Origin of the sequence: Streptomyces sp. CA-278952, assembly GCF_028747205.1 — a bacterium.
Taxonomy (GTDB): Bacteria; Actinomycetota; Actinomycetes; order Streptomycetales; family Streptomycetaceae; genus Streptomyces.
The window spans coordinates 156,060-181,529 of record NZ_CP112880.1 but is presented as its reverse complement, the minus strand read 5'-3'; the positions used below and the strand labels follow the sequence as shown (position 1 = coordinate 181,529).

Sequence of the window (25,470 nt, the reverse complement as noted above, 5' to 3'; positions counted from 1 at the left end):
ACAGACCGTGCCGGGCAGCCCGCCCCCCTCTCCCCGCCCACCCCATCCAGCCGAAGGAGCATCAGGTGGCAGCCCCACTCGCCCGGCCGGCCAAGACCCCGGCGCCCCCGGCCGCGCCGCCGCCCACGGGGCCCGCAGGTCCCGCCGGCCCGGCCGTTTCCGCCGGACCGGGAAAGCCGGGCGGCCCCGGCACCCGACGCGGACAGCGCCGGGCGGTCGCCCTGTTCACGATCCCGTTCTTCGCACTGTTCACCGCCGTCACGGTCCTGCCGATGCTCTACGCGGCCTGGATGAGCCTCTACCGCGAGGAGTCCTCCGGCCTGGGATTCGGCGGCACCGAGCGCGTCTTCGCCGGATTCGGCAACTTCACCGAAGCCCTGGGCAACGAGGCGTTCCTCCGCTCGTTCGGGAACATCGCGCTCTACTGCGCGCTCTACATCCCCGCGATGGTCGGCGGAGCGCTCATCCTGGCCCTGCTCGTCGACTCGACCATGGCGCGGGCCCGGCGCTTCTTCCAGATCGCCTACTTCCTGCCGCACGCGGTACCCGGCCTGATCGCCTCGCTGATCTGGCTCTACCTCTACACCCCGGGCCTCAGCCCGATCACCGACGCCCTCGACGCGCTCGGCGCCCAGTGGAACTTCTTCGGCCAGGACGAGGCGATTTTCTCGGTCGTCAACATCTCCGCCTGGCAGTGGACCGGCTACAACATGATCATCTTTTACGCCGGTCTCCAGGCCGTTCCCCGCGAGGTCCTGGAAGCGGCGACCGTCGACGGAGCCGGAGCCCTGCGTACCGCCCTCCAGGTCAAGATCCCCATGATCCGGCCCACCGTCGTCCTGACCCTGCTGTTCACGTGCGTCGGCGCCATCCAGCTCTTCGACGCCCCCAAACTCGTACAGCTGCGCGCCAACACCATGGGCGAGGACTGGTCGCCGACCATGTTCATCTACACCGCGGCCTTCAAGGGCCACGACTACGGCCTGGCCGCCGCGAGCTCCCTCCTGCTCGCCCTCGTCGCCGGCCTCCTGTCCTTCGTCGTCACCAAACTGGGCAACCGGTGGAAGGCCTCATGAGCACCCAGACAGCCACCCCCGACGCACCGCCCGCGCCGACGCCGCCCCGCCGCGCCGGACGCCGTTCCGCCCCGCCGCCCGACCGCCGGGGCCGGGGGATCACCTCCCGCGTCATGGTCAACGGGGTCCTCGCCGTCGTCGCCGTCTACACCCTGATGCCGCTGACCTGGCTCCTCATCGCCTCCACCAAGAGCTACCGGGACCTGTTCGCCACCAACCCGTTCAGCCTCGGCGACTTCCAGTTCCTGGCCAATCTGAACGCCCTCCTCGACTACAACGACGGGGTCTTCGTCCGCTGGCTGCTCAACAGCCTCCTGTACACCGTCGTCGCCTCCGGACTCTCCACCCTCATCTCGGTGGCGTGCGGCTACGCCTTCGACAAGTACGCCTTCCGCGGCCGGGAGAGGTGGTTCGGAGTCGTCCTCGTCGGCGTCCTCATCCCCTCGACCGTCGTCCAGCTCCCGCTCTACCTGATGGCCTCCGAGCTGGGCCTCGTCAACACCTACTGGGCCGTCCTGATCCCCAGCCTGGTGAACCCGTTCGGCGTCTACCTGGCCCGCGTCTTCTCCGAGGGGTACGTACCGGGCGAGGTCCTGGAAGCGGCCCGGATGGACGGGGCGGGAGAGGTGCGGACCTTCACCAAGGTCGCCCTGCCGATGCTGGCGCCCGGCTTCGTGACCATCTTCCTGTTCTCCTTCACCGCGAGCTGGAACAACTTCTACGGCGCGCTCATGATGCTCAACGACGACCGGCTCTACCCGGTCAACCTGGGCCTGTACATGTGGAACCAGAACGTCTACCAGCAGCCGGAGCTCTACCCGCTGGTCATCATCGGCTCGCTCGTCGCCGTCGTCCCCCTGATCGTCGCCTTCCTCTGCCTCCAGCGCTTCTGGCGCTCGGGCCTCACCGCAGGAGCCGTCAAGTGAGCCACTCCGCCGCGCCCCAGCGGACCCGCCCCCGCACCGTCCTGGCGATGAGCGGCGAGACCCGCGCGGCGATCCTGGCCCCGGAAGTCCTGGACCGGCTCACCCGCGTCGCCGACCTCGTCCCCGGCCTCCTCGTCACCGACTTCGGCGCCGACGACCCCGCCCAGCGCACCGGGCTCCACGAGGCCGAGGTCCTGTTCACCGGCTGGGGCTGCCCGCCGCTCGGCCCGGCGGCGCTGAGCGCCATGCCCCGACTGCGCGCGGTCGTCCACGCCGCCGGCTCCGTCAAGCACCACATCACCCAGGACGTCTGGGACCGGGGCATCGCCGTCAGCACCGCCGCCACGGCCAACGCCTTCCCGGTCGCCGAATACACGGTCGCGGCGATCCTCTTCGCCAACAAGCGGATCCTGGAGAGCGCCCGCGTCTACCGCGAGGACCGCTCCCGGGTGAACCTCCTGAGGCGCTTCCCCGCCGTCGGCAACTACCGCCGCACCGTGGGCATCGTCGGCGCCTCCCGCATCGGACGCCGCGTCGTCGAACTGCTGCGCCCCTACGATCTGCGCGTCCTGGTCCATGATCCGTACCTGGACGAGGACGGGGCCCGGACCTTGGGAGTGGAGCGCGCCACCCTCGACGCCCTGGCGGCACAGAGCGACGTCGTCAGCATCCATGCCCCCGAACTCCCGGCGACCCGGCACCTGTTCGACGCCGGGCGCCTCGCCCTCATGCGGGACGGGGCGACCCTCGTCAACACCGCACGCGGCTCCCTGGTGGACACCGACGCGCTCGTGCGGGAACTGGTCTCCGGGCGGCTGAACGCCGTGCTCGACCACACGGAACCGGAAGTCCTGCCCGCCGACTCACCCCTCTACGACCTGCCGAACGTCCTTCTCACCCCGCACATCGCCGGGTCCCAGGGCGGCGAACTCCACCGACTCGCGGACGCCGCCGTCGACGAGCTCGAACGCTACGCGCACGGCCTGCCGTTCGCCCACGCGGTGGACCCGGGCACCCTGCACCAGCAGGCCTGACCCGTACGCGTACCCGCATCCCGCCCCTGCCCGCCGGGAGCACCCGCCGGAGACGCGTCCCGTCGGGTGTGCCCCCGGCGCAGCGTCACGCGGCGTACGCCCGCCCCGAAGGCAGCACCGCGATCATCCGGGCCACGGTTCGGGCCATCGCGTCCCGGCCGTCCGCCAGATAGCGGCGCGGGTCCACGCCCCGGTCGTCCCGGGCCAGTCGCTCCCTTATCGCTCCGGTCATCGCGATGTTGAGCGCGGTGCCGATGTTGACCTTGCGGATCCCGCCCGCCACGGCGCGGGCCAGTTCCTCGTCGGAGGCCCCGGACGAACCGTGCAGCACCAGGGGGACCGGCACGGCCTCCCGCAGCCTGTCCAGCAGACCGTGGTCGATGACGGCGTCCCGCGAGGTCATGGCGTGCGAGGTGCCGACCGCCACGGCCAGCGCGTCGACCCCGGTGGCCGCGACGAACGACCGTGCCTCCTCGGGATCCGTACGGGCCCCGGGCGCATGGGCGTCGAGCGCCGGCTCCCCGTTCTTCCCGCCGACCTGCCCCAGCTCGGCCTCCAGCCACAGGCCCCGCTCGTGCGCCCACATGACGGCGGCGCGGGTGGCCGCCAGGTTCTCCGTGTACGGCAGCCGGGCGGCGTCGAACATCGCCGAACTGAAACCGCAGTCCGCCGCCCGGTGCAGCAGTTCGGTCGACTGCACATGATCGAGGTGGAGGGAGACGGGGACGGCGGCCTGGTCGGCCACCTCCGCCGCGGCGCGCGCGAGAGGCCGCGGCCGGCCCCGGTGGTAGGCGACCGCGTTCTCGCTGATCTGGAGGATCACCGGCGATCCAGCCGCCTCCGCGCCCTCGGCGATGGCTTCCGCGTGTTCCAGGGTGATGACGTTGAACGCGGCGACCGCACGGTGCTGTGCGGCGGCCTCGGCGATCAGATCGCCGGTGGCGGCGATGGGCATGGCGACTCCGGGGTGAGGGACCGTCGGGCGGGAGGGTGCGGCCGGGGCCGTCAGACCGTGCTGCTGAGGATGACCGAGCGGGTGAGGTGGCGCGGCCGGTCCGGGTCGAGACCGCGGGCGTTCGCGATGGCCAGGGCCAGACGCTGCACCCGGACCAGCTCCGCCAGCGGGTCGAGGCCGCCGGCCACCCACCGGGCGCCCGTCGCGTGCACCTCGTCCATCAGCCCGGACGGGGCCTCGCCGAGCATCCAGGTCGCGGTGGAGCGGGTGGAGATGCTGATCGGGCCGTGCCGGTACTCCATCGCCGGGTATGCCTCGGTCCAGGCCAGCGCTGCCTCGCGCATCTTCAGCGCGGCCTCGTTGGCGAGCCCCACGCTCCACCCCTGCCCGAGGAAGGTGAACTGGCTGCACTCGACCAGACCGCTGGGCAGCGGCTCGGCGAGCGCGACCTGGGCGTCCTCGACGACCGCGTCGGTGTGCAGGCCCAGATGGGCGCGGAGCAGGGTCAGCGCCGAGGTGGCGAAGCGGGTCTGGACGACGGACTTCTCGTCGGCGAACTCGAGCACGATCGTGTCGTCGGCCATCGCCGCCATCGGGGTGTCGGGGTCGCCGATGACCACCGTGCGGCGGGTCGTGTCACCGATCTTCCCGAGGAGTCCGAGCACTTCGGTCGTGGTGCCGGAGCGGCTCAGCGCCACGACCCGGTCGTACGGGCGCCCGGTCGGGAACTCCGAAGCGGCGAAGGCGTCGGTCTCGCCCTGGCCGCTGCCCTCCCGGAGCGCCGCGTAGGCCTGGGCCATGAAGTACGACGTACCGCAGCCGACCACGGCGATGCGCTCGCCGGCCGCCGGAAGCCGGTGGGCGAGCCCGTCCGCCATGCCGGCGGCCACCTGCCAGCAGTCGGGCTGACTGGCCAGCTCCTGAGCCACGTGCGTCATCTGTGCTCCCTGTCCCGGCGGTCGATGCTCGAAGCTGCATATTAGGCAAGCATTTCAAGCAATATCAAGCAGACGGGTGGGTGAGGCGCCGTGCGATGCCGGTCGATGGAGCGGCCGGGGGTTCCGAGGGGCCGAAGGGACGCGGCGCCGGGGCGAGGTCGCCCTCCCCGGCGTCGCGCGCGCCCTCACGCCCCCGCGAGCAGCGACTCCCACGCGGTCGCGGTGTCGGGGTGACGGGCTGTCAGCACCGCGCCGCCCGGCTCCGCCGGGCCCTCGCCGGGCGCGGCCCACGAGCCGTCGCAACCGAGCAGCTCCGCGGCCGCGTCGAGCGTCCCCGGGTGGGTGAAGAGCAGCGCGGCGCCGCGGTTCCCGCCGCCGGCCGCCTGCGCACGGACGGCTTCCGGCGCACCGGCTTCCGGCGCCTCGCGCCACGGCGGCACCCATGCGTCCAGCGCCGTGAGGCGGGCCGGGAAGATCCGCCCCGCCTCACGGATCAACAGGGGAGCCAGGTCCGCCGCTCCGGCGCGCAGCGTCGTGAGCAAGGTCGGCAGCCACGGCAGCAGCACCGGGTCCGGCAGCCGCCCGAACGCGTTCGACACGGCCTCCACCACCACGTCCGCAAGCCCCGGCACCGGCACCAGCGCGTGCACGAAGCCGCTGAGATATCGCGGGTAGGCGGGCACCACCATCGGGTTCGCCAGCAGCTCGCCGCAGCGCTCCCGCAGCTCGGCCCGGGACAGGACGCCGAGCTGCACCTGCGCCGCCCACAGGAGCGCCGTCCGCTCCGGGTCTGTGGGACGCGACTGGGCGACGGCCAGCTCCAGCTGGGCCCGGTCGCAGCCCAGGGACAGCGCCAGGCCCTCCATGCCGAACAGGAAGCCCAGCATCGCCGCCACCTGCCCCGCGGTGACGTCCTCGTCGGTGAACGCCGTCGGCAGCAAGGTGCAGTAGTGCGCGTAACCGGTCTTGACGAACGACTCCACCCACGGCGGCAGGACCGGCTCGCCGGTCCGGTAGTAGGCCAGCAGCCCCCGCACCCGGCGCAGCACCTCCGGCGCCCCGTCCACGGTGCGTTCGGCGCTGAGGACCTCCAGGGCGCGGGTGCCCAGCTCGTCGGCGAGACGGCGGCTGCGGAGATACAGCGTCGCGTCCTCGACGGCGGCGAGGACGACCGCAGTGGTCGCCCGCGGCCCGTACGCGTCGCGGCGCAGCCGCTGCTCCAGGACCTGCTCGATGCTCACACCCTCGTAACCGAGCTCGATCAGCGCCCGCTGATGGGTGCCCAGCGCCAGGTCCCACGACTCCTGGATCGACCGCTCGCCGAGCTTCCGCTCACCCATGATCGGCCGGGCCGTGCCGTGCGGCATCAGGCGGCGGAGCATCCACAGCACGTCGGAGCACGCCCCGAGCTCCGGGCGGGAGCCCATGTCCAGCAGGGCACGCTGCACACCACGCTGCTGGAGCTTCAGCTCCAGCGGTGCGAGCCGGTCATGCACATCGCGGGCCAGCGGCGGCAGCGCGTCATAGCCGACCCGCCCGATCCGGTCGCCGCCCATCATGATCTCGACGAGCCGGCGCACGTCCCGCCGGCCCGGCACCGAGTCCTTCTCGATGCAGGTGATCGCCGCGTCCTGGAAGTCGTACGGAGTGGGCTTGGCCCGATCCCGCATACCTGCGAGCAGGATCGACGTCTCGAACACCGCTATGGCGTCGGCGGTGGACGCCAGATAGCCGCTGCGCCGTGCCGCGCGCACGATGTCCACCGACCAGCCGAGCAGCTCGGCCTCGTCCAGGGTGTCGAGGACCGGCGGCCGGCGCAGGAACCCGGAGAGCCGGTCCGCGGCTGCTTCCGGCGGGGGAGCGGGGGTGGCCGGGGCGGCCTTCTTCGGTGTGCGGGGCTTCTTCGCCCCGTCCTGGCCGGCCAGCCGGTACGGCTGCACCCGGGTGCGCGCGAGGTTCTTCGCCCACTGGGTCGCGGCGATCGACACCGACCCGGAGGCCAGCCCGAACTGCGCCTCGATCGCCGCGTGGCTGGACGGGATCAGCCCGTGCTGCCAGGTGGTGCCGGAGCGCGGGGAGATCGGATACGACCCGCCGCCCGCCACCCCGAACTCCTCGACCCGGCTGGCCGCGTGGAAGGCGCCGCACACATACAGGCAGTCTTCCGGGTCCACCCCGCTGGACGCCAGGTGCTCGCGCATCCGGGTCCACATGTACCGCTCGCGGTCCTCGTCCACCCGGAGCCGTTCCCCGTCGCCGGGGGCGAGTCGCCGGAACAGGCTGCCGACGAGGAACATGACCTGGCGGTAGGCGGCGTGGTCGCTGTCGCCGAGCGGGATCTCGACGTACTGGTGCCACCACTCCGACCAGTGCCGCACCTTGCCGTGGCGCAGCAGATGCTCCTCCAGCTCCGCGAAGCGGGGCCGTAGGTCACCGATCTCCACGCCGACCGCCTCACCGTGCAGCGCCGCTTCGGGCTCCGGAGACCCGTCCACAGGAGCGGCCACCCCCTCGGGGGCGCGCTCGCCGTGCCGGCTGTCCCACTGGAAGACGTGGTCGGAGGACCGGTCGACGAGGACCAGCTCGACGCCCGGGGTGTCGAGGGCGTACGCGATGGCCTGGTACTCGGCGGAGGCCTCGGTGATCGGGGCGACGACCGACAGCGGGGCCCACTCGGCGGGGAACCCGTCGATATCGCTGGCGAACGCCTGGACCGCCACCGGCAGGCGGCAGTTGCGCAGCTCGTCGAGGAGCGGCGCCATGTCCTCGCACAGCTCCAGATAGACGACCTTGGGCTGCTTCTCGCGCAGCCGACGGGCCATGGCGAGGGCGGAGGCGGGCGAGTGGTGGCAGACCGGGAAGATCTCCAGGGGTTCGCGCACCGCCCGGTCGACGTCGTCGACCATGCCGAGGAGGATGCCCTCCAGCGCGTCGGGGCCGTCCGCGAAGGCGGTGGCGGCCTCGTGCAACTGCCCGCGCAACGCCGCGAACGACGTCTCCCCGGGGCCGTTCTCTGCGGGGCCGTTCGTGGGGGACCCGCTCATGACAGCGTGGCGATCGTGTCACGGCCGCCGTCCAGGAACTCGGGCCACGAGCCGCCCTCCTCCTTGCTGCGCGGTTCGACGACGCCGTGCAGATACTTGTTGAAGATGGCCAGGTCCTCGGGGTCCCGCCGGGCGAGCGAGCCGACCAGCGAGGAGGCGAGGGTCCGGGCGGTCAGCGTGCTCTCGCCGAAGAAATTGCTGTGCAGGACGGCGTCCTCCAGCACGCCGATCTGCTCCGCCGTCGACAGCGCGGACTCCAGTTTCTCGTCGTCGCTGCCCGCGGCGGCGGCCGAGGCCCGCAGATCGGCGAAGCTCTGGAGAAGGATGTCGAGCAGCGTCGGCGGCACGTCCAGGTCGATCGCGTGGCGGCGCAGCAGCTCCTCCGTGCGGAAGCGGACGATCTCCGCCTCGCTCTTCCTGTTCGTCACGACCGGAACGCGGACGAAGTTGAAGCGGCGCTTCAACGCGGACGACAGATCGTTGACGCCCCGGTCGCGGCTGTTGGCGGTCGCGATGATCGAGAAGCCCGGCTTGGCGAAGACGATGTTGTCGCCCGCGTCCCCTCCGTCGCTCTGCAGCTCGGGAACGGAGATGTACTTCTCCGAGAGAATCGAGATCAGCGCGTCCTGTACGTCGCTGGTGGAACGGGTCAGTTCCTCGAAGCGGCCGATGGCGCCCGTCTCCATCGCGGTCATGATCGGCGACGGGATCATCGACTCACGTGACTGCCCCTTGGCGATGACCATGGACACGTTCCACGAGTACTTGATGTGGTCCTCGGTCGTGCCGGCCGTACCCTGCACCACCAACGTGGAGTTGCGGGAGATCGCGGCGGACAGCAGCTCCGCCAGCCAGCTCTTGCCGGTGCCGGGGTCACCTATCAGCAGCAGGCCGCGGTCCGAGGCGAGAGTGACGATCGAGCGCTCGACGAAGCTCCGGTCGCCGAACCACTTCGGTGAGATCTCCCGGTCCAGGCCGTCGGCGCGCTCGGACCCCAGGATGAACAGCCGGACCATCTTCGGGGACAGCCGCCAGGAGAACGGCTTGGGACCGTCGTCGATCGACTCCAGCCAGTCGAGCTCCTCCGCGTACTTGGTCTCGGCGGGGGCGCGCAACACGTCGGACATCAGAAGGCCTTTCTGAACAGGCGGGAAAGCGGGAAGGAGAAAAGGGGTGAGGAGGAAAGGGGTGAGGAGAAGAGGCGTGCGGCGGGCGGAAGGGCTGCCCCGCCCCGCTGGGCCTCAGCCTCATGTCAGGAACGTCTTCAGCTCGTGCACGAGCTTGTTCACATGCCCGGAGACCACGGGCGTGCCCAGGGCCTTGAACCGCTCCCGGAACCAGGGATTGACCTCCTGCCGTCCGGAGCTGGTCACCGAGCCGACGGGGATGAACTTCACCCCGGAACGGTGAACGGCCTCGATGCCTTCGAACAGCGGCTGGGAGCGGTCGAACTCGTAGAAGTCCGAGATCCAGACCATGACGGTGTTCTTCGGCTCGGCTATCTTCGGGCGGGCCATCGCCATCGCGACGGGGCCGTCATTACCACCGCCGAGATTCGTGCGCAGCAGTACGTCGAACGGGTCGTGCACCCACGGCGTGAGGTCGATCGAGCGGGTGTCGTAGGCGATGAGGTGGACGTCCACCTTTGGCAGCCCGGCGAAGATGGAGGCGAGGACGGTGCAGTTCACCATCGAGTCGACCATGGAGCCGGACTGGTCCACCACGACGATCAGCCGCTGCGGCGTCGTCCTGCGGACGGTGTGCCGGTAGTAGAGGCGATCGACGTAGAGCCGCTCCTCCTCCGGGCTCCAGTTGGTGAGGTTCTTCCAGATCGTGCGGTCCAGGTCGAGATTGCGGAAGACGCGCTTGGGCGGCACCGAACGGTCCAGCTCGCCGACGGATGCCTTCTCCACCTGCGTACGCAGCACCTCGGCCACCTCGTCGACGTAACGGCGGATGAGCGACTTGGCGTTGGCGAGGGCCACCCCCGACAGATTGCCCTTGTCGCGCAGCAGCTGCTCGATCAGCGACATGCTGGGCGTCAGCCGCGCGGCCAGCGCCGGGTCGGCCAGCACCTCCCGCAGCCGCATACGGCCCACGAGATCCGCCTCGATCGCCGCCAGCTCGGGCCCGAGGCCGCCGGCGTCCAGGCCCGCGCCCGCCGCCCGCCCGCCGCGAAGCCCGCCGGGCGGGCCGCCCAGCGCACGCTCCAGCCAGCCCGCGTCGGACTGCCAGCGTGCCAGCTGCTCGGCGGTCACCGTGCTCGAACCGGTCGCGAAGACATTGAGCAGCACCTTCGAAACCAGTGCGGCACGCCGTACCTCCGCCGCCCGGTCGCCGTCGCCGGCCGCGTCGTCGTCCGGTGTCATCAGGCCGTCGAATTCGGCGGCCAGCTCCGGATGGCGCTGCACGACGGAGTCGAGCGACGTCCCGGGGTCCAGCAGCGCGGACGGCAGCCCGATGTCCTCGACCACCCCCAGGCTCGCCGACTCCAGCGCGGGCTGCTCCTCCCCGTCGAAAAGGCGGGCCAGGAGCCGCCAGTACAGCACCTGGCGGCGGTTGTCGTACGGGTCGGGACCGGCGGGGGACGGGCCGGGCGGCTGCCCGGTGAGGTCCTCGGTCATTTCCGCAACAGCCTTCCGGCGCGCTCGCGCAGCACGGCGACGGCGTCGGTGGCGGCCTTCTCCGCCCGGACACCGGCCTTGTCGGTGGTACCGCCCGCCCACGCCCCGGCGTGGGCGGCGACGGCCTTCTTCCGCACGGTCGCCTCGACCGCGAGCGGCTGGAGCAGGAACTCCCCGGCATCCCAGCGCAGCAGCCCCACGCAGGAGTGGGAGGCCGCGACCGCCTCGTGTGTCAGCGGACCGGCGGCGGGCGCCCGGTCGGTGTCCACGGCCAGAAGCCGTCCCGCCAGATCGAACACGAGCCGGTCCTCCTCGCTCCGGGCGGTGTACCCCTCCAGCAGCACCGGCACGGCGATCCGGACAGGATGCCGGTCCAGCGGTGCGACGCGAGTGGCGATGGCGGTGGACAGCATCACGCGCGCGGTGGCGAAGGCGTCGGCGGGCTCACCCGGGCGGGCGCGCCCGTCGTCCCAGAGCAGATCCCCCTCGGCGGTCACCGGCATGGCGTCCAGCTCCATCGAGCGGCCCTCGCTCACGGCGCCGAGCAAGGACATGCGGGGACGCAGCAGCTGCCACAGACCCGCCCCGACGACCGTGTCGGGCTTGGGCGCCGAAACACCGGCGCGCACCAGACGGGGCGCGCCTCCGTCCGCCGGCTCGAACACGGCGTGGACCTGGGCCTGTACGGCCGTCGCGTGCTCCTGCACATCGACGCCGAGCGGCAACAGGCGACCGGTCACCGGCGTGACGGTGCGATCCCCGGCGGAGCCGGGCACCGTCAACAGCAGGGCGCGTGACCACAGGTCGGCCCAGCGGCGCACCGGTACGCGCTCCAGGGTCGCCCCAGGGCAGGACGCCGCGAGCTCGGCGGCGAACCCGTCGAGCAGCGTCGCCCGACGACGCAGGCCCGGATCGGGCAGCATCGCGGAGACCACCGGCGCGGCCCCGGCGACCAGCTCGTGGTCGATGCCCCGCCAGCCGCCGCGCGCGAGGTCGCACAGCCAACTACGGGCCGCCGCGAGGAGGTTCGTCCCCGGGGCAGCCACGGCGGACGCCGGCCCGGACCCCTCCGCCTCGTCCTCGGCGGTGGGCCGGCCGACGGCCTCGCCGATCCGCTGCGTCAGGGCGTCGTGCACGGAGCCGAGCAGCGCGCAGCGGGCGGCGGCGAGCGCCACGAAGTGATCCTCACCGGCGGCGCCGGCCGTTGCCCGGCCGGCCGCCTCCGCGACCCGCGCGGCCAGCGGGGTCCCGGCGACGGCGTCGGCGAGCCCGGCAACCGCCGCGGCCTGGGCGGGGCCCGGCCGCAGCAGACCGGCCACCAGCGCCTCGTCGAAGGCGTCCACGACGGCGAGCGCCTCGTCGAGCCCCTCGACCGGATCGGACAACAGGTCGCCGCGCATCAGGCCACCGCCCGCGTCGGCGGGAACCACTGCATCTCGGGCAACGGCGTGGTGACCGCGTCCAGTTCGAGATAGGTCAGCTGCCGCAGGAACCGGCTGAACACCTGCGCGGCCGCCGAGGAGTCGCCCTGCACCGGCCGCGCCGCGGTCATGGCGGCGGTGAGGGACCGCGCGTCGGGCTCCCCGTCCGGGGTCTCCACCGCGAGGTAGCGGGCGACGCGCTCCGCACCGTACTGGAGCACCGCCTCGCCGACGAGCGCCTGGATGTGCTTGCAGAACATGCCGCGCGCGCCGCCGCAGGGCCGGTTGTTGTTGGTGCTGCAGGCGAACGCGTACGTCCGGGCCGCCACGGACGACACGTACACCCGACCGATGTCCGATCCGCTGGAGACGACTCCCTGCAACCGCCCGTCGGCCAGTTCGACGAAGGGCACCTTGGCCAGCTTCCGCGGACGCGCGGGCGGCATCACCCGCGCCGTACTCGACTTCTCCCAGACCGACAACGCGCCAACTCCCATGCATACGAAAGGGGACGTCCACACCGTCGCGGCGGGACATGAACGAACTTAATCCCGACCACTGACAACGCGTCCGACGGCCCGCGACGCCCCCGCGTCCGACACCCGGCTCGGGAAGGGGTCATGATCTCCACGGGCGTCGCGTGAACATGTCCGGGGCGACGGTGCGGGTGAGCAGGTGAAGGGGCGCGGCGTGGATGCCGGTCGCCTCCGCCGCTTCCCAGTAGGCCAGTGCGGTGGCCGCGTCGACCGGACCGTGGACGAGCGGCACCCCGGCACCCGAGGCGTGGAGCAGGGACTCCAGTCGGCAGGACGCGATGGTGTCGGGCACCATCGGCTGCGCGAGGTATCCGGCCACCGCGGCGGCCGGGAGGCCCTCGGCCACCCGCCGTTCCGCGGGGCCGGCGCTCAGCAGCCCGCCGCCCACGACCAGGACGTCCTTCTCCCGTTCCATCCGGCCGATGGCACGGGACGTGTCGAAGCAGTGCGGGAACGAGTCGTCGACCACCGTCGTACCCGGTGCCAGACGGTCGATGTCCAGCAGTGTGCCGCCCCCGCTGACCGCCGCGACGATCAGGCGGGCGTCGTACACCGCGTCGGGCAGGCCGTGATCCGACTCGACCACCTCGACGATCTCGACGAGACGGCGTTCCAGGAGGTTCTCGGCCAGCTCCTTCAGCCGTGGCCCGCTGCCCGGCACGTCACAGAGCAGCAGCCGGGCGGGCGGCTGCTGGGCCCGGGTGAGCAGCAACTCCAGCGAGGAGGAGCCGATCGAGCCGAGCCCCACGAACGCGACGGTGAGAGAGCCCAGTCGCTGCCCCGTCGCGTCGAGAGCCGCGTGCACGGTCCTGACGACGGACACGACGGTCGCCGCGTGACCGGTGGTGACGGCGGGGCCGGCCGCGGCAGGGGTGACGGCTCCGGTCGTGCCGACGGCCCGCAGGACGTCGAAGCCGTAGCCCGTGAGCGAGGGGATCATGCCCGCGAGGGACACGGCCCGCGCACCGAGCGACGAGGCGAGCTCCACCCCCCGCGTGGTGTGCCCGAGCAGGCCTTCGCCGGGGGCGAGTTCGTCCGCGAACAGCGGGACGCACACGAAGCCCGAACGGCCCAGCGGCGTCCTCAACGTCTCCAGAAGCCGTGGCAGCCCGTCCGGGAACAGCAGGGTCCGCAGCCGCTCGCGCGGCAGCGCCGCCTCCGGCAGACCCGCCAGCCGGGCGAGGTCGGCAGGGGACGGCAGATAGCCGATGAGCGCGGCATCCATCCGCGCGTCCCGGCCGGGGCCCCCCGGGGTGTCGAGGCGGCCGGCATCGCGCACGGTCGAGGCCGCCGCATGCGCCAGACCCTCGCGCACCGAGTCCGTGAACGCGGCCAGCGCCTCCGGTGTGAACGCCGTCGCCGCCGCCCGGACGGTGATCCGCAGCCGCCCGCCGTCCGGACCGGCCGCCAGGAACACGTCCGTACCGGCCGGCGGCGGTGTGAACACGCTGTCGCCGCCCTCCCGGGCGACCGTCAGCGTCCTGCCGCTCTCCGGACCCAGGGCGGAGAAGTCCAGATAGGTGAAGAAGAACTGCGAGGCCATGGGCAGGCCGTTGGACAGCGGAGGCACGGGCCCCTCGTACGTCCGCGCCTCGGCGGCCTCGGTGGCGACGCGCCGCAGATCGTCCTCGAAACCCGCGCTGTCGGACCGCCCCGACGCCGGACCCGCCGGCCGCAGGGGAACAGCCGTGGCGAAGGGACCGAACACCCGGTGTGCGTCGGGAACGGAGTGGTCCCGGCCGCTCACCGCCATACCGAGCACCAGGTCCGCCTGTCCCGTGACGGACACGAGCGCCCGGTAGTAGGCGGTGAGCACCGGGGCGTGGAGGGTGGACCCGGTGCGTGCGGCGAGCCCGCGCAGCGCCTCCGCCCGGCCGGCGTCGACCGTGAACCCGCAGGTGTGGAAGAGCGGGCCGGGGGCGTTGCCCGGAGGCGTGCCGGTGGTGGTCGTACCGGCGGCGAGCAGGGGCGGCAGGTAGGGCGCGCTCAGCCGCTCCCACCGGTCCTCGCCGGTCGGGACGCCCGGCCGGAGCGGCGCGGCCGGGGGGATGGCGTCTCTCCCGGCCGTGGTACCGGAGGTCGTTGCCGGGGCGGCGTCCGTGCGCGCCGCGAGCTGGAGGGCGTGGTCGCGGAAGGTGCTGCGCGGTGGGACCGACGCCGGTTCTTCGCCGCTGGACAGGGCGTCGTACACGGCCGTCAGCTCCCGTACCAGGAGTGCGGCGCTGTAGCCGTCGCCGATGATGTGATGGGCGTGGGCGACCAGGACGTGCTCGTCGGGAGCGACGGTGAGCACCCGCAGGCGCAACAAAGGCCAGGCCCAGGGTTCGAAACGGCGCGCCCGTTCGGCGGTGACCCGCTCCTCCACCTGATCCGGGCCGGTGAGGACCTCGAAGTCGACCGGCAGGCGCAGGGAGGACGGAAGCTCCTGCTGGACGGCGGGGCGCGCCCCGGCGGGGAAGACGGTACGGAGCATCGGGTGGCGCCCGACGAGGGTGTCCACCGCGCTCTGGAAGCGAGCGGTGTCGAGGCGGCCGTTCAGACGCAACTGTGTGAGCCAGGCCGATGTGGTGCCCGGGGCGAGGGCTTCGGCCAGCAGGAAGCCCCGCTGGGTGGGTGTCAGTGGGAAGGGCGGGGGAGCGACGCCCGGATCGGGGGCCCCCGGGCGGTCGCCCCGTGCATGGCGCTCTGGTACCGACGGGTCCGCCGCGGTGCGGGCGGCCTTGACGGTGGTGTCGGCAGGAGCGGTTCCGACGCCCGCCGCCGCGGTATCGACGGCAAGGCCGATGGCGGTGTCCGCTGCGGCGTTCACTCCCGGTGCGACGGCGGTGCCCGCTGCTGCGTCCACCGCGGAGGCGAGGGCCGCGAGTGTGCGGTTGCGGTAGATGACGGTCGGCCGGGGGAGCGGACCGCCCTGCTTCTCCAGCCTGGCGAACACTTCCAGCACGAGGAGGGAGTCGCCGCCCAGGACGAAGAAGTCGTCCTCGCGGGACACGTCCTCGGCCTGGAGCAGAGCGGTCCAGATGGCGGCCAGCCGGACTTCGGTGGGAGTGCGGGGCGGCGTACGGGCGTCGCCCGGACGCGCGCCGATGCCGGTGTCCGTGTCCGCCCCGGGCGGCTCGGTCGCTTCCTGGAGTGCCGGAAGCTTACGCCGGTCGATCTTGCCCGTGCTGGTGAGTGGCATCCTGCCGACGCGGGTGATCCGGGACGGAAGCATGTACGCGGGCAGTGACTCCGCGAGATGGAGCCGGAGCGCCACGGCGTCCGCTCCGGCAGGTCCGGGCCCCGGGGTCACGAAGGCGGTGAGGCGTCCGTCCTCGGCGAGGACGACGGCGTGGGTGACGTCCGGGTGGGTCTGGAGCACCGCCTCGATCTCACCCGGCTCGACCCGGTTGCCACGGATCTTCACCTGGTCGTCCAGCCGCCCGAGGAATTCCAGGACGCCGTCCTCGGTCCACCGCACCCGGTCGCCACTGCGGTACCAGCGGCGACCGCGCCGGACGGTGAACGCGGCCCCGGTGAGGGCCGGTTCGCCGAGGTAGCCCGGGGTGAGGCCGACTCCGGCGATGAGGAGCTCACCGGCCTCGCCGGGCCGCACGGGCTCCCCGTCGGGGCCGACGACCGCCACCTCCGTGCCGGTGACGGGGCGGCCGATGGGAAGGCGCCGCACCTGGTCGCCGGGCCGGGCCCGGATGATGTGGCAGGTCGTGTTGATGGTGGCCTCGGTCGGGCCGTACAGGTTGGCGATGTGCTGGCCGTCGCCGAAGAGGTCGAACCAGCGGCGTACGTGGGCGGGTGACAGGGCCTCGCCGCCGACATGGATCCACCGGAGCGCGGACAGGTCCGGCGGCGGCGCGCCGTTGCGTACGCGTTCCTCGGAAGCGCTGAGGAGCTGCTCCCAGAGCGTGGGAACGGAGCTCCATACGGTGATGCGACTGCGCACGACGTGGTTCAGCAGCCGGTCGGGATCGCGGAGCAGGTCCCAGGCCACCGTGACCACGGTGGCGCCGACGAGCAGCGGGGCCAGGAGCTGGCGGACGGACGCGTCGAAGCAGGGCGACGCGGTCTGGGCGAGCCGGTCGTGCTCGTCGTATCCGAAGGTGCCGATCGCCCAGTCGAGGTAGTTCTCCATCGACCGGTGGGTGATGGGCACGGCCTTGGGCCGGCCGGTGGATCCGGAAGTGAAGATCACGTAGGCGATGCCGTCGGCGTCGACCGGGCCGTCGGGTGCGGGGAGTTCGTCCGGTGACAGGTGCGGGCCTGCGAACCGGGCCCGGCCTGCGGCGGGCCCGGGATCCGCCGCGCCCCGGTACGGCGCTGCCGCAGCGTCGACGTGCACCAGGGCGACGTCGCCGAGCGCTTCCCCCACCGCCCGGGTGGCGGCGTGGCAGAGCACGGTACGGGCGCCCGAGCGCGTGAGCTGGTCCGTCAGCCGCGCGGTCGGGTGGCCGGCGTCCAGCGGAACCCAGCCCGCCCCGGCGCGCAGGGCCGCGACGACCGAGACGACGGTGTCGGCGCCGGGTTCGGTGAGGAGCCCGACGAGGCTTCCGGGGGTGACGCCGCCGGCCAGGAGAGAGGCCGCGAGGGCGTGGGAGGCACGGTCGAGTTCGGCGTACGTCAGGGTGGCGGCGCCGGTGTCGACGGCGACCGCGTCCGGGGCGGCCCGGAACCGCTCGACCAGCCGACGCACGAGCGTGGCTGATCCGGTGCCGGTGCCGGTGCCGGTGCCGTGGACGGGCGTGGGCTCCGTGACCGCCGGGAGGCCGGGCCGAGGCTCGACGAGCGCGGCCAGCTCGTCGTGGAAGTCCCGGTCCAGGCGCGCCACCGTCGCCGGGTCGAAGAGCCGGACGGGGAAGTTCCACGAGAAGCGCAGGATCGCCTCGTCCTGCCAGCACAGCAGGCTCAGGCGGGTCGCGGCGGTGGCGGTGCCGGCCGCCGTCGGCCGCACGCTCACCGGACAACGCCCGTCGAGAGCGGCGGGGAAGCGGGAGAAGCTGAAGCCGGCCGGGCTCACCGTCCGGGGGCCGGCCCCGGACGGGTCCGCCGGCAGTAGCCGTGCCAGGTCCAGGCCGGTGAGGCTCGCGTGCTGCTCGCTCTCCAGCCAGATTCCCGCCAGCCGCTCGGCCAGGGCCCCCACCGACTCGTCCGGGTCCGTCACGCACAGCAGGGGCAGGGTGTCGGCGAGAGGCCCCACGAGTCGGTCCAGGCCCGTCATACGGTCGTCCCGCCGGGCGCGGGCGACGTTCACCGCGATCTCCCGCTGTCCGCTCCACCGGGCCAGACAGCGCACGTGCACGGCGAGCAGCAGCTGGAAGAGGCTCACCCCGTGAGCGGCGGCCCGTTGCTCCAACGCGGTGGTCGGCACCGGGTCGAGGGCGCTCTGGTGGGTGGCCATCGGCGCCGCGGGCAGGGCGAACGGATCACCGTCGTACGGCAGGCGCAGCGGTTCGCCCCAGGAGGCGAGCCGCCCCGACCAGTACAGGCGGTCGGCGGTGAGGGCCCCCATGCCGTCCGTGGAGGACCGCCCATCGGCGGTGGCGGCCGCATACCGCGCGAAGTCGGTGCCGAGCGCGGGCAGTGTCGGTGCGCGCCCGTCGGCGAGGGCGGTGTAGAGCGACCAGAGTTCTCCGGCGAGGACGTTGAGGCTGTACCCGTCACCGGCCGCATGGTGGATCACCAGCACCAGATGGGAGAGCTCAGGGCTTTCCCGGGCGAGGAGCGCGCGCACGGGAGGCTCGGCCGAGAGGTCGAACGGCCGGTTGCACAACGCCGTTTCGAGCTCTTCGATGCGGCCGGTCAGCTCGCGGACCTCGTACCAGGCGGACAGCGCGGCGGGGGGCGCGACGTACTGCCTCGGTGTCGCCGAGCCGATCCCGTCGCCGATCCTGCCGCCGACCCTGACATCGGTGCTTCCGGTGCTTCCGGTGCTTCCGGTGTTTTCGATGCGGATCCGGAGCATGGTGTGCCGGTCGGCGAGCGCGGCGAGCGCCCGGCCCAGGAGCAGGGTGTCCAGGGGCCCCCGTACGGTCTGGCGGACGTAGCCGTGAGCCGGGACGTCCGGGTGGAGCCGACTGCTGGTGTGCAGGGCCAGTTGGACGGGGGTGAGCGGGAAGGTGTCCCCGTCCGGCACGGGAGCAGGGGTCGGCGAGGGGGAGAAGGAGCGGGAGGCGTCGGTCGGCGGTTCAGGGGAGGGCGTGGTGTCGAGGTGGGCGGCCAGTTCGGCGACCGTGCGGTACTCGAAGAAGAGCGTGGCGGGCAGCGGCCTGCCCAGCTCCCGTTCGAGCTGCCTGACGAGGTCGACGGCGGCGAGCGAGTCGAGGCCGAGGGCGAGAAACGGCTCGTCGTCAGGGACCCCGGCGGCAGGCAGACGCAGCGCCGAGGCCAGCAGCCGCCGGAGCAACGCCGCGGTACTGCTGCCGGTCGCGGTACGGGGCCCGGTTCCCGCCCGCGTACCGCTGTTCACGCGGGTGTTGGGTGCCCGGCCCGCGGTGGGCGGTTCCGCCCCGGATCCCGTGGTGGATTCCGTGGAGGGGCCTGTTCCCGTGGCTGCCGCCGAAGTGGCCGGGTCCGCCCTGACGGCGGGCCCCGGGGACGGCGGCAGGTGGGCGAGCAACAGCTGCGCCGCGTCGACGCCGCATGCCGTGCGGAGCGCCGCCAGCGCGGGACGGAGGGCGACAGGGCGGCCCCCGGCGCTCGGTACGGTGGCGGAGCCACCTCCTGTCCCGGTTCCGAGGGCCGCCGCCATGCCCGTACCGGCGAGTGCCGCGAGGTTCACCGACTGCCAGGGCCTGCCCGCGTGCCGTTCCGACGCGGCGAACGCGTCGAGGAAGGCGTTGGCGCCGGCGTAGTCGCCCAGCGCCCCCGCCAGTCCGGGCAGCACGGCGCTGACGGAGGAGAACGCGACACGGACCGCCGGGTCGAGCCCGTGCCGGCGCAGCGCCAGCGAGAGCAGCAGACTGCCCCGGACCTTGGCGGCCAGGGCCTTTGCCGTCTCCTCCGCACGCCGGTCGCGCAGGGTGCCGGGTCGCACCGTCCCCGCGGCGTGGAAAAGGCCGTCGAGGTGGGGGAGTCCGGCGAGGAGCGCGTCGACGTCCTGCTCCACCGAGACGTCGGCCACGCGGTAGTGGACGGTGGCGCCCAGCGAGCGGAGTTCCTCGGCCAGCCCCAGGGGCGGACGGGAGGAGCGTCCGGCGAGCACGAGGGTCGGGCGACCCCGGCCGGCGAGGTCCCGGGCGAGCGCGGCACCGATCCCGCCGCCGCCCCCGGTGATGAGGTAGGTGCCGTCGGACGGCAGCGGTGGCCGCGTCACCCCCGCCGGTGCGGCGGCGCCGCTCGGCAGTGGTGCGCAACGGCGGGTGAGCCTGCGCCCGGCGCGCCAGGCGACGGTGACGGCCCCGCCCGGGGTGCTGCCGCCGGCCGACTTCAGTTCGGCGAGTTCGGCCAGCACGGCGGTCAGCCGCTGGGACGGGGTGTCCAGCGAGCAGAGGTCGAGGGCGGTGGCCGAAGCGCCCGGAGTCTCCTGCGGCAGCGCCAGCAGCAGCCCGCCGAGGACGGCATGGGCAGGCCGTGGCCTTTCCCGTAAGGCCCCCGTGGCGTGGACGTCCTCGGTCAGCACCAGCAGCCGGTCCGCGCCTGCCTCGTCGAACCGTGCGAGGGCCTCACCGAAGGCGGCCAGCGCGGCGTCCTGGGCCCGGCCGAGCGCGTCGGCGGTGTCCTGGACGGGAGCGGGACCCGCCACCAGGACCACGGCATCCGGTGGCCCGTCGCCCGTTTCGTGCATCCGGACGCCCTCGGCGGAGAGCTGCGAGGCGAGCCCGGCGACATACGCGGAGTCGTGGCCTGTCAGCAGCACCGAGCGCACGGCTGCCGCCGCCTGCCCGGGCGGCGCGGTCTCCTCCCACAGGACTCGGTGAAGGAGCGGGCTCGTGGGGGGATCGGCCCAGTACCGGCGGCGCTGGAAGGGATAGGTGGGCAGGGCGATCCCCTGGTGCTCCGCGTCGAGCGCCGTACGGTCCAGCGGCACGCCGTGCGACCACAGGCGGCCGATGGTTCCCAGCAGGGCGCCGCGCCCGCCGTGGCTGTCATCGGCGAGCCGTTCCGTATCCGTGCGGCCGTCGGAACGTCCCGGCAGGGCGCACAGCACCGTCGTCGTGCCACCAAGGGCGCCAGGGGCGTCAGTTGTTCCGGAGGCCCCGGAAGCTCCGGGCCCGCCCGCGTGTGCCGCCCGGGCGTCGTCGGCGTACACCTCCGTAGCCGCGCGGACCGCACCCGACAGCGTCGCGCCGTGGCCGACCTCCACGAACGTGTCGTACCCCTCCCGGGCCAGGCGTTCCACGGCCGCGCCGAACAGCACGGGCCGTTCGGCGTGGTCACGGAGGTACGCGGGGCCGAGGACCGGCTGCCACTCGGCGGTGACGGTGCTCATGAGGGGGACGGACGGGACCTGCGGGGTCAACACACGGGCCGCGTCGGCGATCCGGTCCGCCACCGGCCGCATCAGCGGCGAGTGGAAGGCCCGGGAGACCCGCAGGCGACGGGTGGGGACACCCAGGGCTTCGAGGCCGGCGGCGGCGCGCTCCACCGCACGGACGCCCCCGGAGAGGACCTGGAGCCCGGGACCGTTGTACGCGGCCACGGCGAGCGCCCCGTCGGACTCCGCCACCGCCGCGGCGACCGCCTCCTCACCCCCGCGGACGGCGATCATGGCCCCGGGCTCGGTGAACGCGCCCATGAGACGGCCTCGTTCGGCCGCGAACCGCACCGCCTCCCGGAGGGTCAGCATCCCGCTGACGCAGGCGGCGGTGATCTCCCCGACGCTGTGCCCGGCGACCGCGTCGGGTTCCACGCCCCAGGCCCGCAACTGGCGGGCGAGCGCCACCCCGGAGGCGACGAGGAGCGGTTGCGCCTTCTCCGTCGCGGCCTGGGCGGTGGGGTCCACCTCCGGATCGAGCGCCCACTCCAGCAGGGACCGCCCGCACACGGGCCCGAGAAGAGCGGAGGCCTCGTCGAACGTCTCCCGGAACACCCGCGCCGTCCGGTACAGCGCCCGGTCCTGGCCGGGGGACCGCGAGCCCTGCCCGGGGAACAGGAAGACCACACGCGGCCGGGAACGCACGAGGCTCCCGACCTGCCCGCCCGCCTCTCCCGTCGCGCCGGCGGCGATGGCGGCGAGCCGCTCCCGCAGATCACCGTCGGCGACGACGGCGAGCCGGTGGGGCCCCTCGTCCCGGGACGTGCTCGCGGTGCGGCAGACATCGCCCTCGCGCAGCCGCGGACGGCTTTCCAGATGTGCGGCGAGCCGGGTCACCGCGTCCCGCAGCGCGCCCGGACCGCGCGCCGACAGGGTCAGCAAGTGAGGCCCGTCGACCGCCACTTCACGCGCGACACCAGAAAGAGGCGAGCCCGGGGACGGCGGGGGCGGGGCCTGTTCGAGAACGGCATGTGCGTTGGTGCCGCCGAAACCGAACGCGTTGATCCCCGCGACGAGGGGCCCGGCGGACGATGTCCAGTCCCGGGCCTCGGTCACCACGGAGAAGCCCGCGGGGGCGAGACCCGGCGAGGCCGGGGCGTGGTGCAGCGACGGAGGCAGCCTGCGGTGGCCCAGGGCCAGTACGACCTTCACCAGCGCGGGAAGTGCGGCGGCGTTCAGCAGATGCCCGATGTTGGACTTCACCGATCCGACCAACCGCGTTTCGCCGTCGGTGCGTTCGGGGAAGGCGTGGGCCAGCGAACGCAGCTCGATCGGATCGCCCACGGCCGTGCCGGTGCCGTGGGCCTCCACGTAGGTCACCGAGGCGGGATCGACCCCCGCCGCCTCGTACGCCCGGGTGATGACCTCGCGCTGCCGCAGCGGGTTGGGCGCCATGAGGCTCATCGACCGGCCGTCGTTGTTGACGGCCGTGCCCCGGACCACCGCGAGCACCTGATCGTCCGCGAGGCGGGCGGCGTCGAGCCGCGTCAGGACGAGGGCCGCGCCTCCCTCGCCGGGCACGAAGCCGTCGGCGTCGGCGCTGAAGGCGCGGCTGCGTCCGGTGGGGGACAGGGCCCCCGCCTCTTCCAGCAGCCGGTGCGGCGTCGAGGTCAGGTGGAGGTTGACCCCGCCGACGACGGCGAGGTCGCACTCGCCGTCCAGCAGGCTGCGCCGGGCCAGGTGCAGAGCCACCAGCCCCGACGAGCAGGCGGTGTCCACGGCGAGTGCGGGACCGTCGAGATCGAGGCTCTGCGAGACCCGGGCGGCGACGAGGGCGGGCAGGTTCCCGGTGAGCGCGGCGGGCAGCGGGGAGCCGCCGGCGGCGGCCCGTTCCAGGATCTCCCGGTAGCCGCTGTCCCCGACCGCCGCGAACACACCGATCCTGCGACCGCGCCGACGGGGCCCCGCGTATCCGGCACGTTCGAGTGCTTCGTGCGCGAGTTCCAGGAAGAGCCGGGCCTGCGGGTCGAGTGCGCGTGCCTCGTCCTCGCCGATACCGAAGTAGCCGGCGTCGAACCCGGCCGGGTCCTCCAGCAGTGCGGCCCACCGCTTCCGGGGAGCTGTCGGAGCTGCGGGAGCTGCTGGAGCCGCCGACGTCGTCGGCCGGTCCCTCGGAGGGTCCTCCTGGCCGTCGTCCCATCGTCCACGCGGTACGGGGGCGACGGCGTCGTGCCCGTCGACGAGCAGGTCCCAGAAGGCCTCGGGGGTGTCCGCGCCGGGGAACCGGCACGCCATCCCGATGACGGCCGCAGCGGTGGCGGCAGCGTCGGTGGGGAAGGGGAGTGCCGGGTCCGGCCCGGCGGACGTTCCTCCGGCCCGCTGTGTGGCGCTCTCCGCGGTGTCAGCGGTGTCAGCGGTGTCAGCGGTGTCAGCGGTGTCAGCGTCGTCCGCGGCGGACGGCGCCGGAGCGGGAGCCACCGTCAGAAGGTGACCGGCCAGCGCGTCCACCGTGCCGTGGTCGCGGATGACCGCCGGCGGCAGCGTCACACCGAAGGCGTCCTCCAGCGCCACCAGCACCTCCATGGCCTTGAGCGAGGTCCCTCCGAGGCTGCCGAACGGCTCGTGCGCCCCGATCGAAGCGGCGGGCCGGCCCAGTACCCGCGCCCACGCCTGCCGCACGACCTCGACGGTCTCCGCGCGGGCGCGGGGCGCCTTCGCGCGGGGTTCCGCCGCAGGCCGGGGCAGTCCGGACGAAACACCACCACCATCACCGGTCCCGAAGACGCCCTCCTCGAAGCGCTCGCGCAACCGCCGACGTTGCAGCTTGCCGCTCGTCGTACGGGGGAACGCGCCCGGCGGCAGGGCCAGCACCCGCACGTCGTCATGGAGCAGGGCCTCGCGCACCCGGGCCGCGACGCGTTCGAGTACCTCCGCCGCCTCGGGCGCGGGCCGTGCCCAGGGAACGAACACCACGACGCGCTCCGCACCGGTCACGGGGTCGGTCGACCCGACCACCGCCGGGGCGCCGGGAGGCAGCCCGGGTGTCGCGGCCGCGACCTCCTCCATGTCCGTGGCGTGGAAGGTGCGGCCGTTGAGGAACAGCACGTCCTTGTGCCGGCCCGTGACGCACAGCCGGCCGTTCCGCAGGAACCCGAGATCACCGGTGCGGAGCCACCCCCCGCCGAACACCTCCGCGCTCACGTCGGGAAGGCCGTGGTAGCCACGGGCGAGCTGGGGGCCGCTCACCAGGATGTGCCCGGTCCGCCGCTCCCCGAGGACGGTGCCCGCGTCGTCGACGATGCGCACGGCGCAGCCCGCCACCGGCAGCCCGACGTCCATCAACGCGACGGCCCCTTCGCCCGGTTCGGCGTCCACCGCCACTCCACGGCTCAACGACGCCCGGTCCAGGACCAGGGGCTCGGCCACCTCCCCCGGCGGCGGGAAGGTCACCGCCAGCGTCGCCTCCGCCAGGCCGTAGACCGGCTGGGCCGCCGCCGGGTCCAGCCCCGACGGCCGGGTCCTGTCGGCGAAGGCACGCCACACCGCGGGCGCGATCGGCTCCGCCCCGACCAGGATCAGCCGTACCGCCGAGAGGTCCAGCCGGGCCAAGACCTCCTCGGGAACACGGCGTACGGCTAGTGCCAGGGCGAAGTTGGCCGCGGACAGAACGGTGGCCCGGTGCCGGGCCGCCACCTCGAACCACAGGCGGGGCCGCTTGGCGAACGACAGCGGACCGATCTTGACCTGCCGGGCCCGGGCGGCCAGCGGGGCGAGGTGGGTGCCGATGAGCCCCATGTCGTGGAAGTACGGCATCCAGCTGACCACCACGTCGTCGGGGCCCAGCGCCGAGGCGACCCGTATCTGCTCCAGATTGGCCAGCACCGCGCCGTGTGTCACCTCCACCCCCTTGGGGGCGCCGGTGCTCCCCGAGGAGAACTGCACGAACGCGACGTCGTCGCGCTCTGCGGTGGCGGTCTCCCGCAGGGCCGGTCCTTGCCGCAGGACATCGAGGGGCAGGGTACGGACGGTGTCGGGAAGTTCGCCGGACAGCGACGCGGTCGAGGCGTCCACGACCACGGGCGGCCGCCCCAGGTGCTCCCAGACCGGGAGCACCCGACGGGCGTCCGGCGCCAGCGGAACCGGAACGAGACCGGCCGCCACCGCACCCCAGAACATCGGCTGGAAGTCCTCGCTGCGATCGGCGAGCAACGGCACACAGGTCCCCGGCGCTATCCCCGCCTCCCGGAATCCCCCCGCCACACGGAGGGAGTCGTCCAGGAGCTCGCGCAGGCTGACCGTCAGCTCGCCGCCGTCGCCGCGGACATGCACGACGACCTGCCCGGGAGCCTCACGCACCGCGTCCAGTAGTACATCCAGCAGTGTCATGTCGTGCTCCACCGGTCCGTCGGTCCGTTTCATCAGAGAATGATCTTAAAAACGCGCGGGTCGCGGGGAATCAGCCGCCGGGAGGAGAGCGCATGCACCCTGGGAGTGACCTCACGGGAAGGG

Annotated in this window: 11 protein-coding genes; 3 read left to right on the top strand and 8 right to left on the bottom strand. The window is 73.4% G+C overall.

Translation table 11 applies throughout. The features are described 5' to 3' along the window. The first annotated feature begins 65 nt into the window (after positions 1-65). Genes N7925_RS00730 through N7925_RS00720 form a run of 3 tightly spaced genes read left to right on the top strand, consistent with a single transcriptional unit; the run spans position 66 to position 3,036 of the window. Positions 66-1,076 carry a carbohydrate ABC transporter permease gene (locus tag N7925_RS00730; RefSeq protein ID WP_265597532.1) on the top strand — a complete coding sequence of 337 codons (1,011 nt, stop codon included), beginning with the start codon at positions 66-68 and terminating at the stop codon, positions 1,074-1,076. Then, positions 1,073-2,002, top strand: a complete 930-nt coding sequence (locus N7925_RS00725; protein ID WP_265597531.1) for a carbohydrate ABC transporter permease — start codon at positions 1,073-1,075, stop codon at positions 2,000-2,002. Before N7925_RS00730 ends, N7925_RS00725 begins: the two co-directional genes overlap by 4 nt. Then, on the top strand, positions 1,999-3,036 hold the full coding sequence (locus tag N7925_RS00720) for a hydroxyacid dehydrogenase (RefSeq protein WP_274342688.1): 1,038 nt from the start codon (positions 1,999-2,001) through the stop codon (positions 3,034-3,036). Before N7925_RS00725 ends, N7925_RS00720 begins: the two co-directional genes overlap by 4 nt. An 85-nt stretch (positions 3,037-3,121) precedes the next feature. Here N7925_RS00720 and N7925_RS00715 read toward each other — a convergent pair whose 3' ends face one another. From N7925_RS00715 to N7925_RS00680, 8 genes are all read right to left on the bottom strand, one after another. After that, a complete protein-coding gene (locus N7925_RS00715; protein WP_265597529.1) occupies positions 3,122-3,991 on the bottom strand; it encodes a class II fructose-bisphosphate aldolase in 870 nt (289 codons plus the stop codon). Positions 3,992-4,041: 50 nt separating this feature from the next. Beyond that, on the bottom strand, positions 4,042-4,929 hold the full coding sequence (locus tag N7925_RS00710) for an SIS domain-containing protein (RefSeq protein ID WP_265597528.1): 888 nt from the start codon (positions 4,927-4,929) through the stop codon (positions 4,042-4,044). Between the two features lie 185 nt (positions 4,930-5,114). Then, positions 5,115-7,973, bottom strand: coding sequence for a hypothetical protein (locus N7925_RS00705; RefSeq protein WP_274342687.1), 2,859 nt, complete (start codon positions 7,971-7,973; stop codon positions 5,115-5,117). Further along, positions 7,970-9,100: an ATP-binding protein gene (locus tag N7925_RS00700; protein WP_265597526.1), complete on the bottom strand. Its 1,131-nt coding sequence runs from the start codon at positions 9,098-9,100 to the stop codon at positions 7,970-7,972. The genes N7925_RS00705 and N7925_RS00700 overlap by 4 nt, the downstream gene beginning before the upstream one ends. Before the next feature lie 120 nt (positions 9,101-9,220). Next, positions 9,221-10,597: a VWA domain-containing protein gene (locus N7925_RS00695; RefSeq protein WP_274342686.1), complete on the bottom strand. Its 1,377-nt coding sequence runs from the start codon at positions 10,595-10,597 to the stop codon at positions 9,221-9,223. Continuing rightward, a complete protein-coding gene (locus tag N7925_RS00690; RefSeq protein WP_274342685.1) occupies positions 10,594-11,997 on the bottom strand; it encodes a hypothetical protein in 1,404 nt (467 codons plus the stop codon). The genes N7925_RS00695 and N7925_RS00690 overlap by 4 nt, the downstream gene beginning before the upstream one ends. Continuing rightward, positions 11,997-12,500 carry a hypothetical protein gene (locus N7925_RS00685; protein ID WP_274342684.1) on the bottom strand — a complete coding sequence of 168 codons (504 nt, stop codon included), beginning with the start codon at positions 12,498-12,500 and terminating at the stop codon, positions 11,997-11,999. Before N7925_RS00685 ends, N7925_RS00690 begins: the two co-directional genes overlap by 1 nt. 136 nt (positions 12,501-12,636) lie before the next feature. Further along, on the bottom strand, positions 12,637-25,380 hold the full coding sequence (locus N7925_RS00680) for a non-ribosomal peptide synthetase/type I polyketide synthase (protein WP_274342683.1): 12,744 nt from the start codon (positions 25,378-25,380) through the stop codon (positions 12,637-12,639). Between the last annotated feature and the right edge of the window lie 90 nt (positions 25,381-25,470).

Excerpts from the sequence above, each read along its gene's own strand:
- N7925_RS00725 (WP_265597531.1), top strand. The coding sequence starts at position 1,073 with ATGAGCACCCAGACAGCCACCCCCGACGCACCGCCCGCGCCGACGCCG.
- N7925_RS00715 (WP_265597529.1), bottom strand. The coding sequence starts at position 3,991 with ATGCCCATCGCCGCCACCGGCGATCTGATCGCCGAGGCCGCCGCACAG.
- N7925_RS00710 (WP_265597528.1), bottom strand. The coding sequence starts at position 4,929 with ATGACGCACGTGGCTCAGGAGCTGGCCAGTCAGCCCGACTGCTGGCAG.
- N7925_RS00705 (WP_274342687.1), bottom strand. The coding sequence starts at position 7,973 with ATGAGCGGGTCCCCCACGAACGGCCCCGCAGAGAACGGCCCCGGGGAG.
- N7925_RS00700 (WP_265597526.1), bottom strand. The coding sequence starts at position 9,100 with ATGTCCGACGTGTTGCGCGCCCCCGCCGAGACCAAGTACGCGGAGGAG.
- N7925_RS00695 (WP_274342686.1), bottom strand. The coding sequence starts at position 10,597 with ATGACCGAGGACCTCACCGGGCAGCCGCCCGGCCCGTCCCCCGCCGGT.
- N7925_RS00690 (WP_274342685.1), bottom strand. The coding sequence starts at position 11,997 with ATGCGCGGCGACCTGTTGTCCGATCCGGTCGAGGGGCTCGACGAGGCG.
- N7925_RS00680 (WP_274342683.1), bottom strand. The coding sequence starts at position 25,380 with ATGAAACGGACCGACGGACCGGTGGAGCACGACATGACACTGCTGGAT.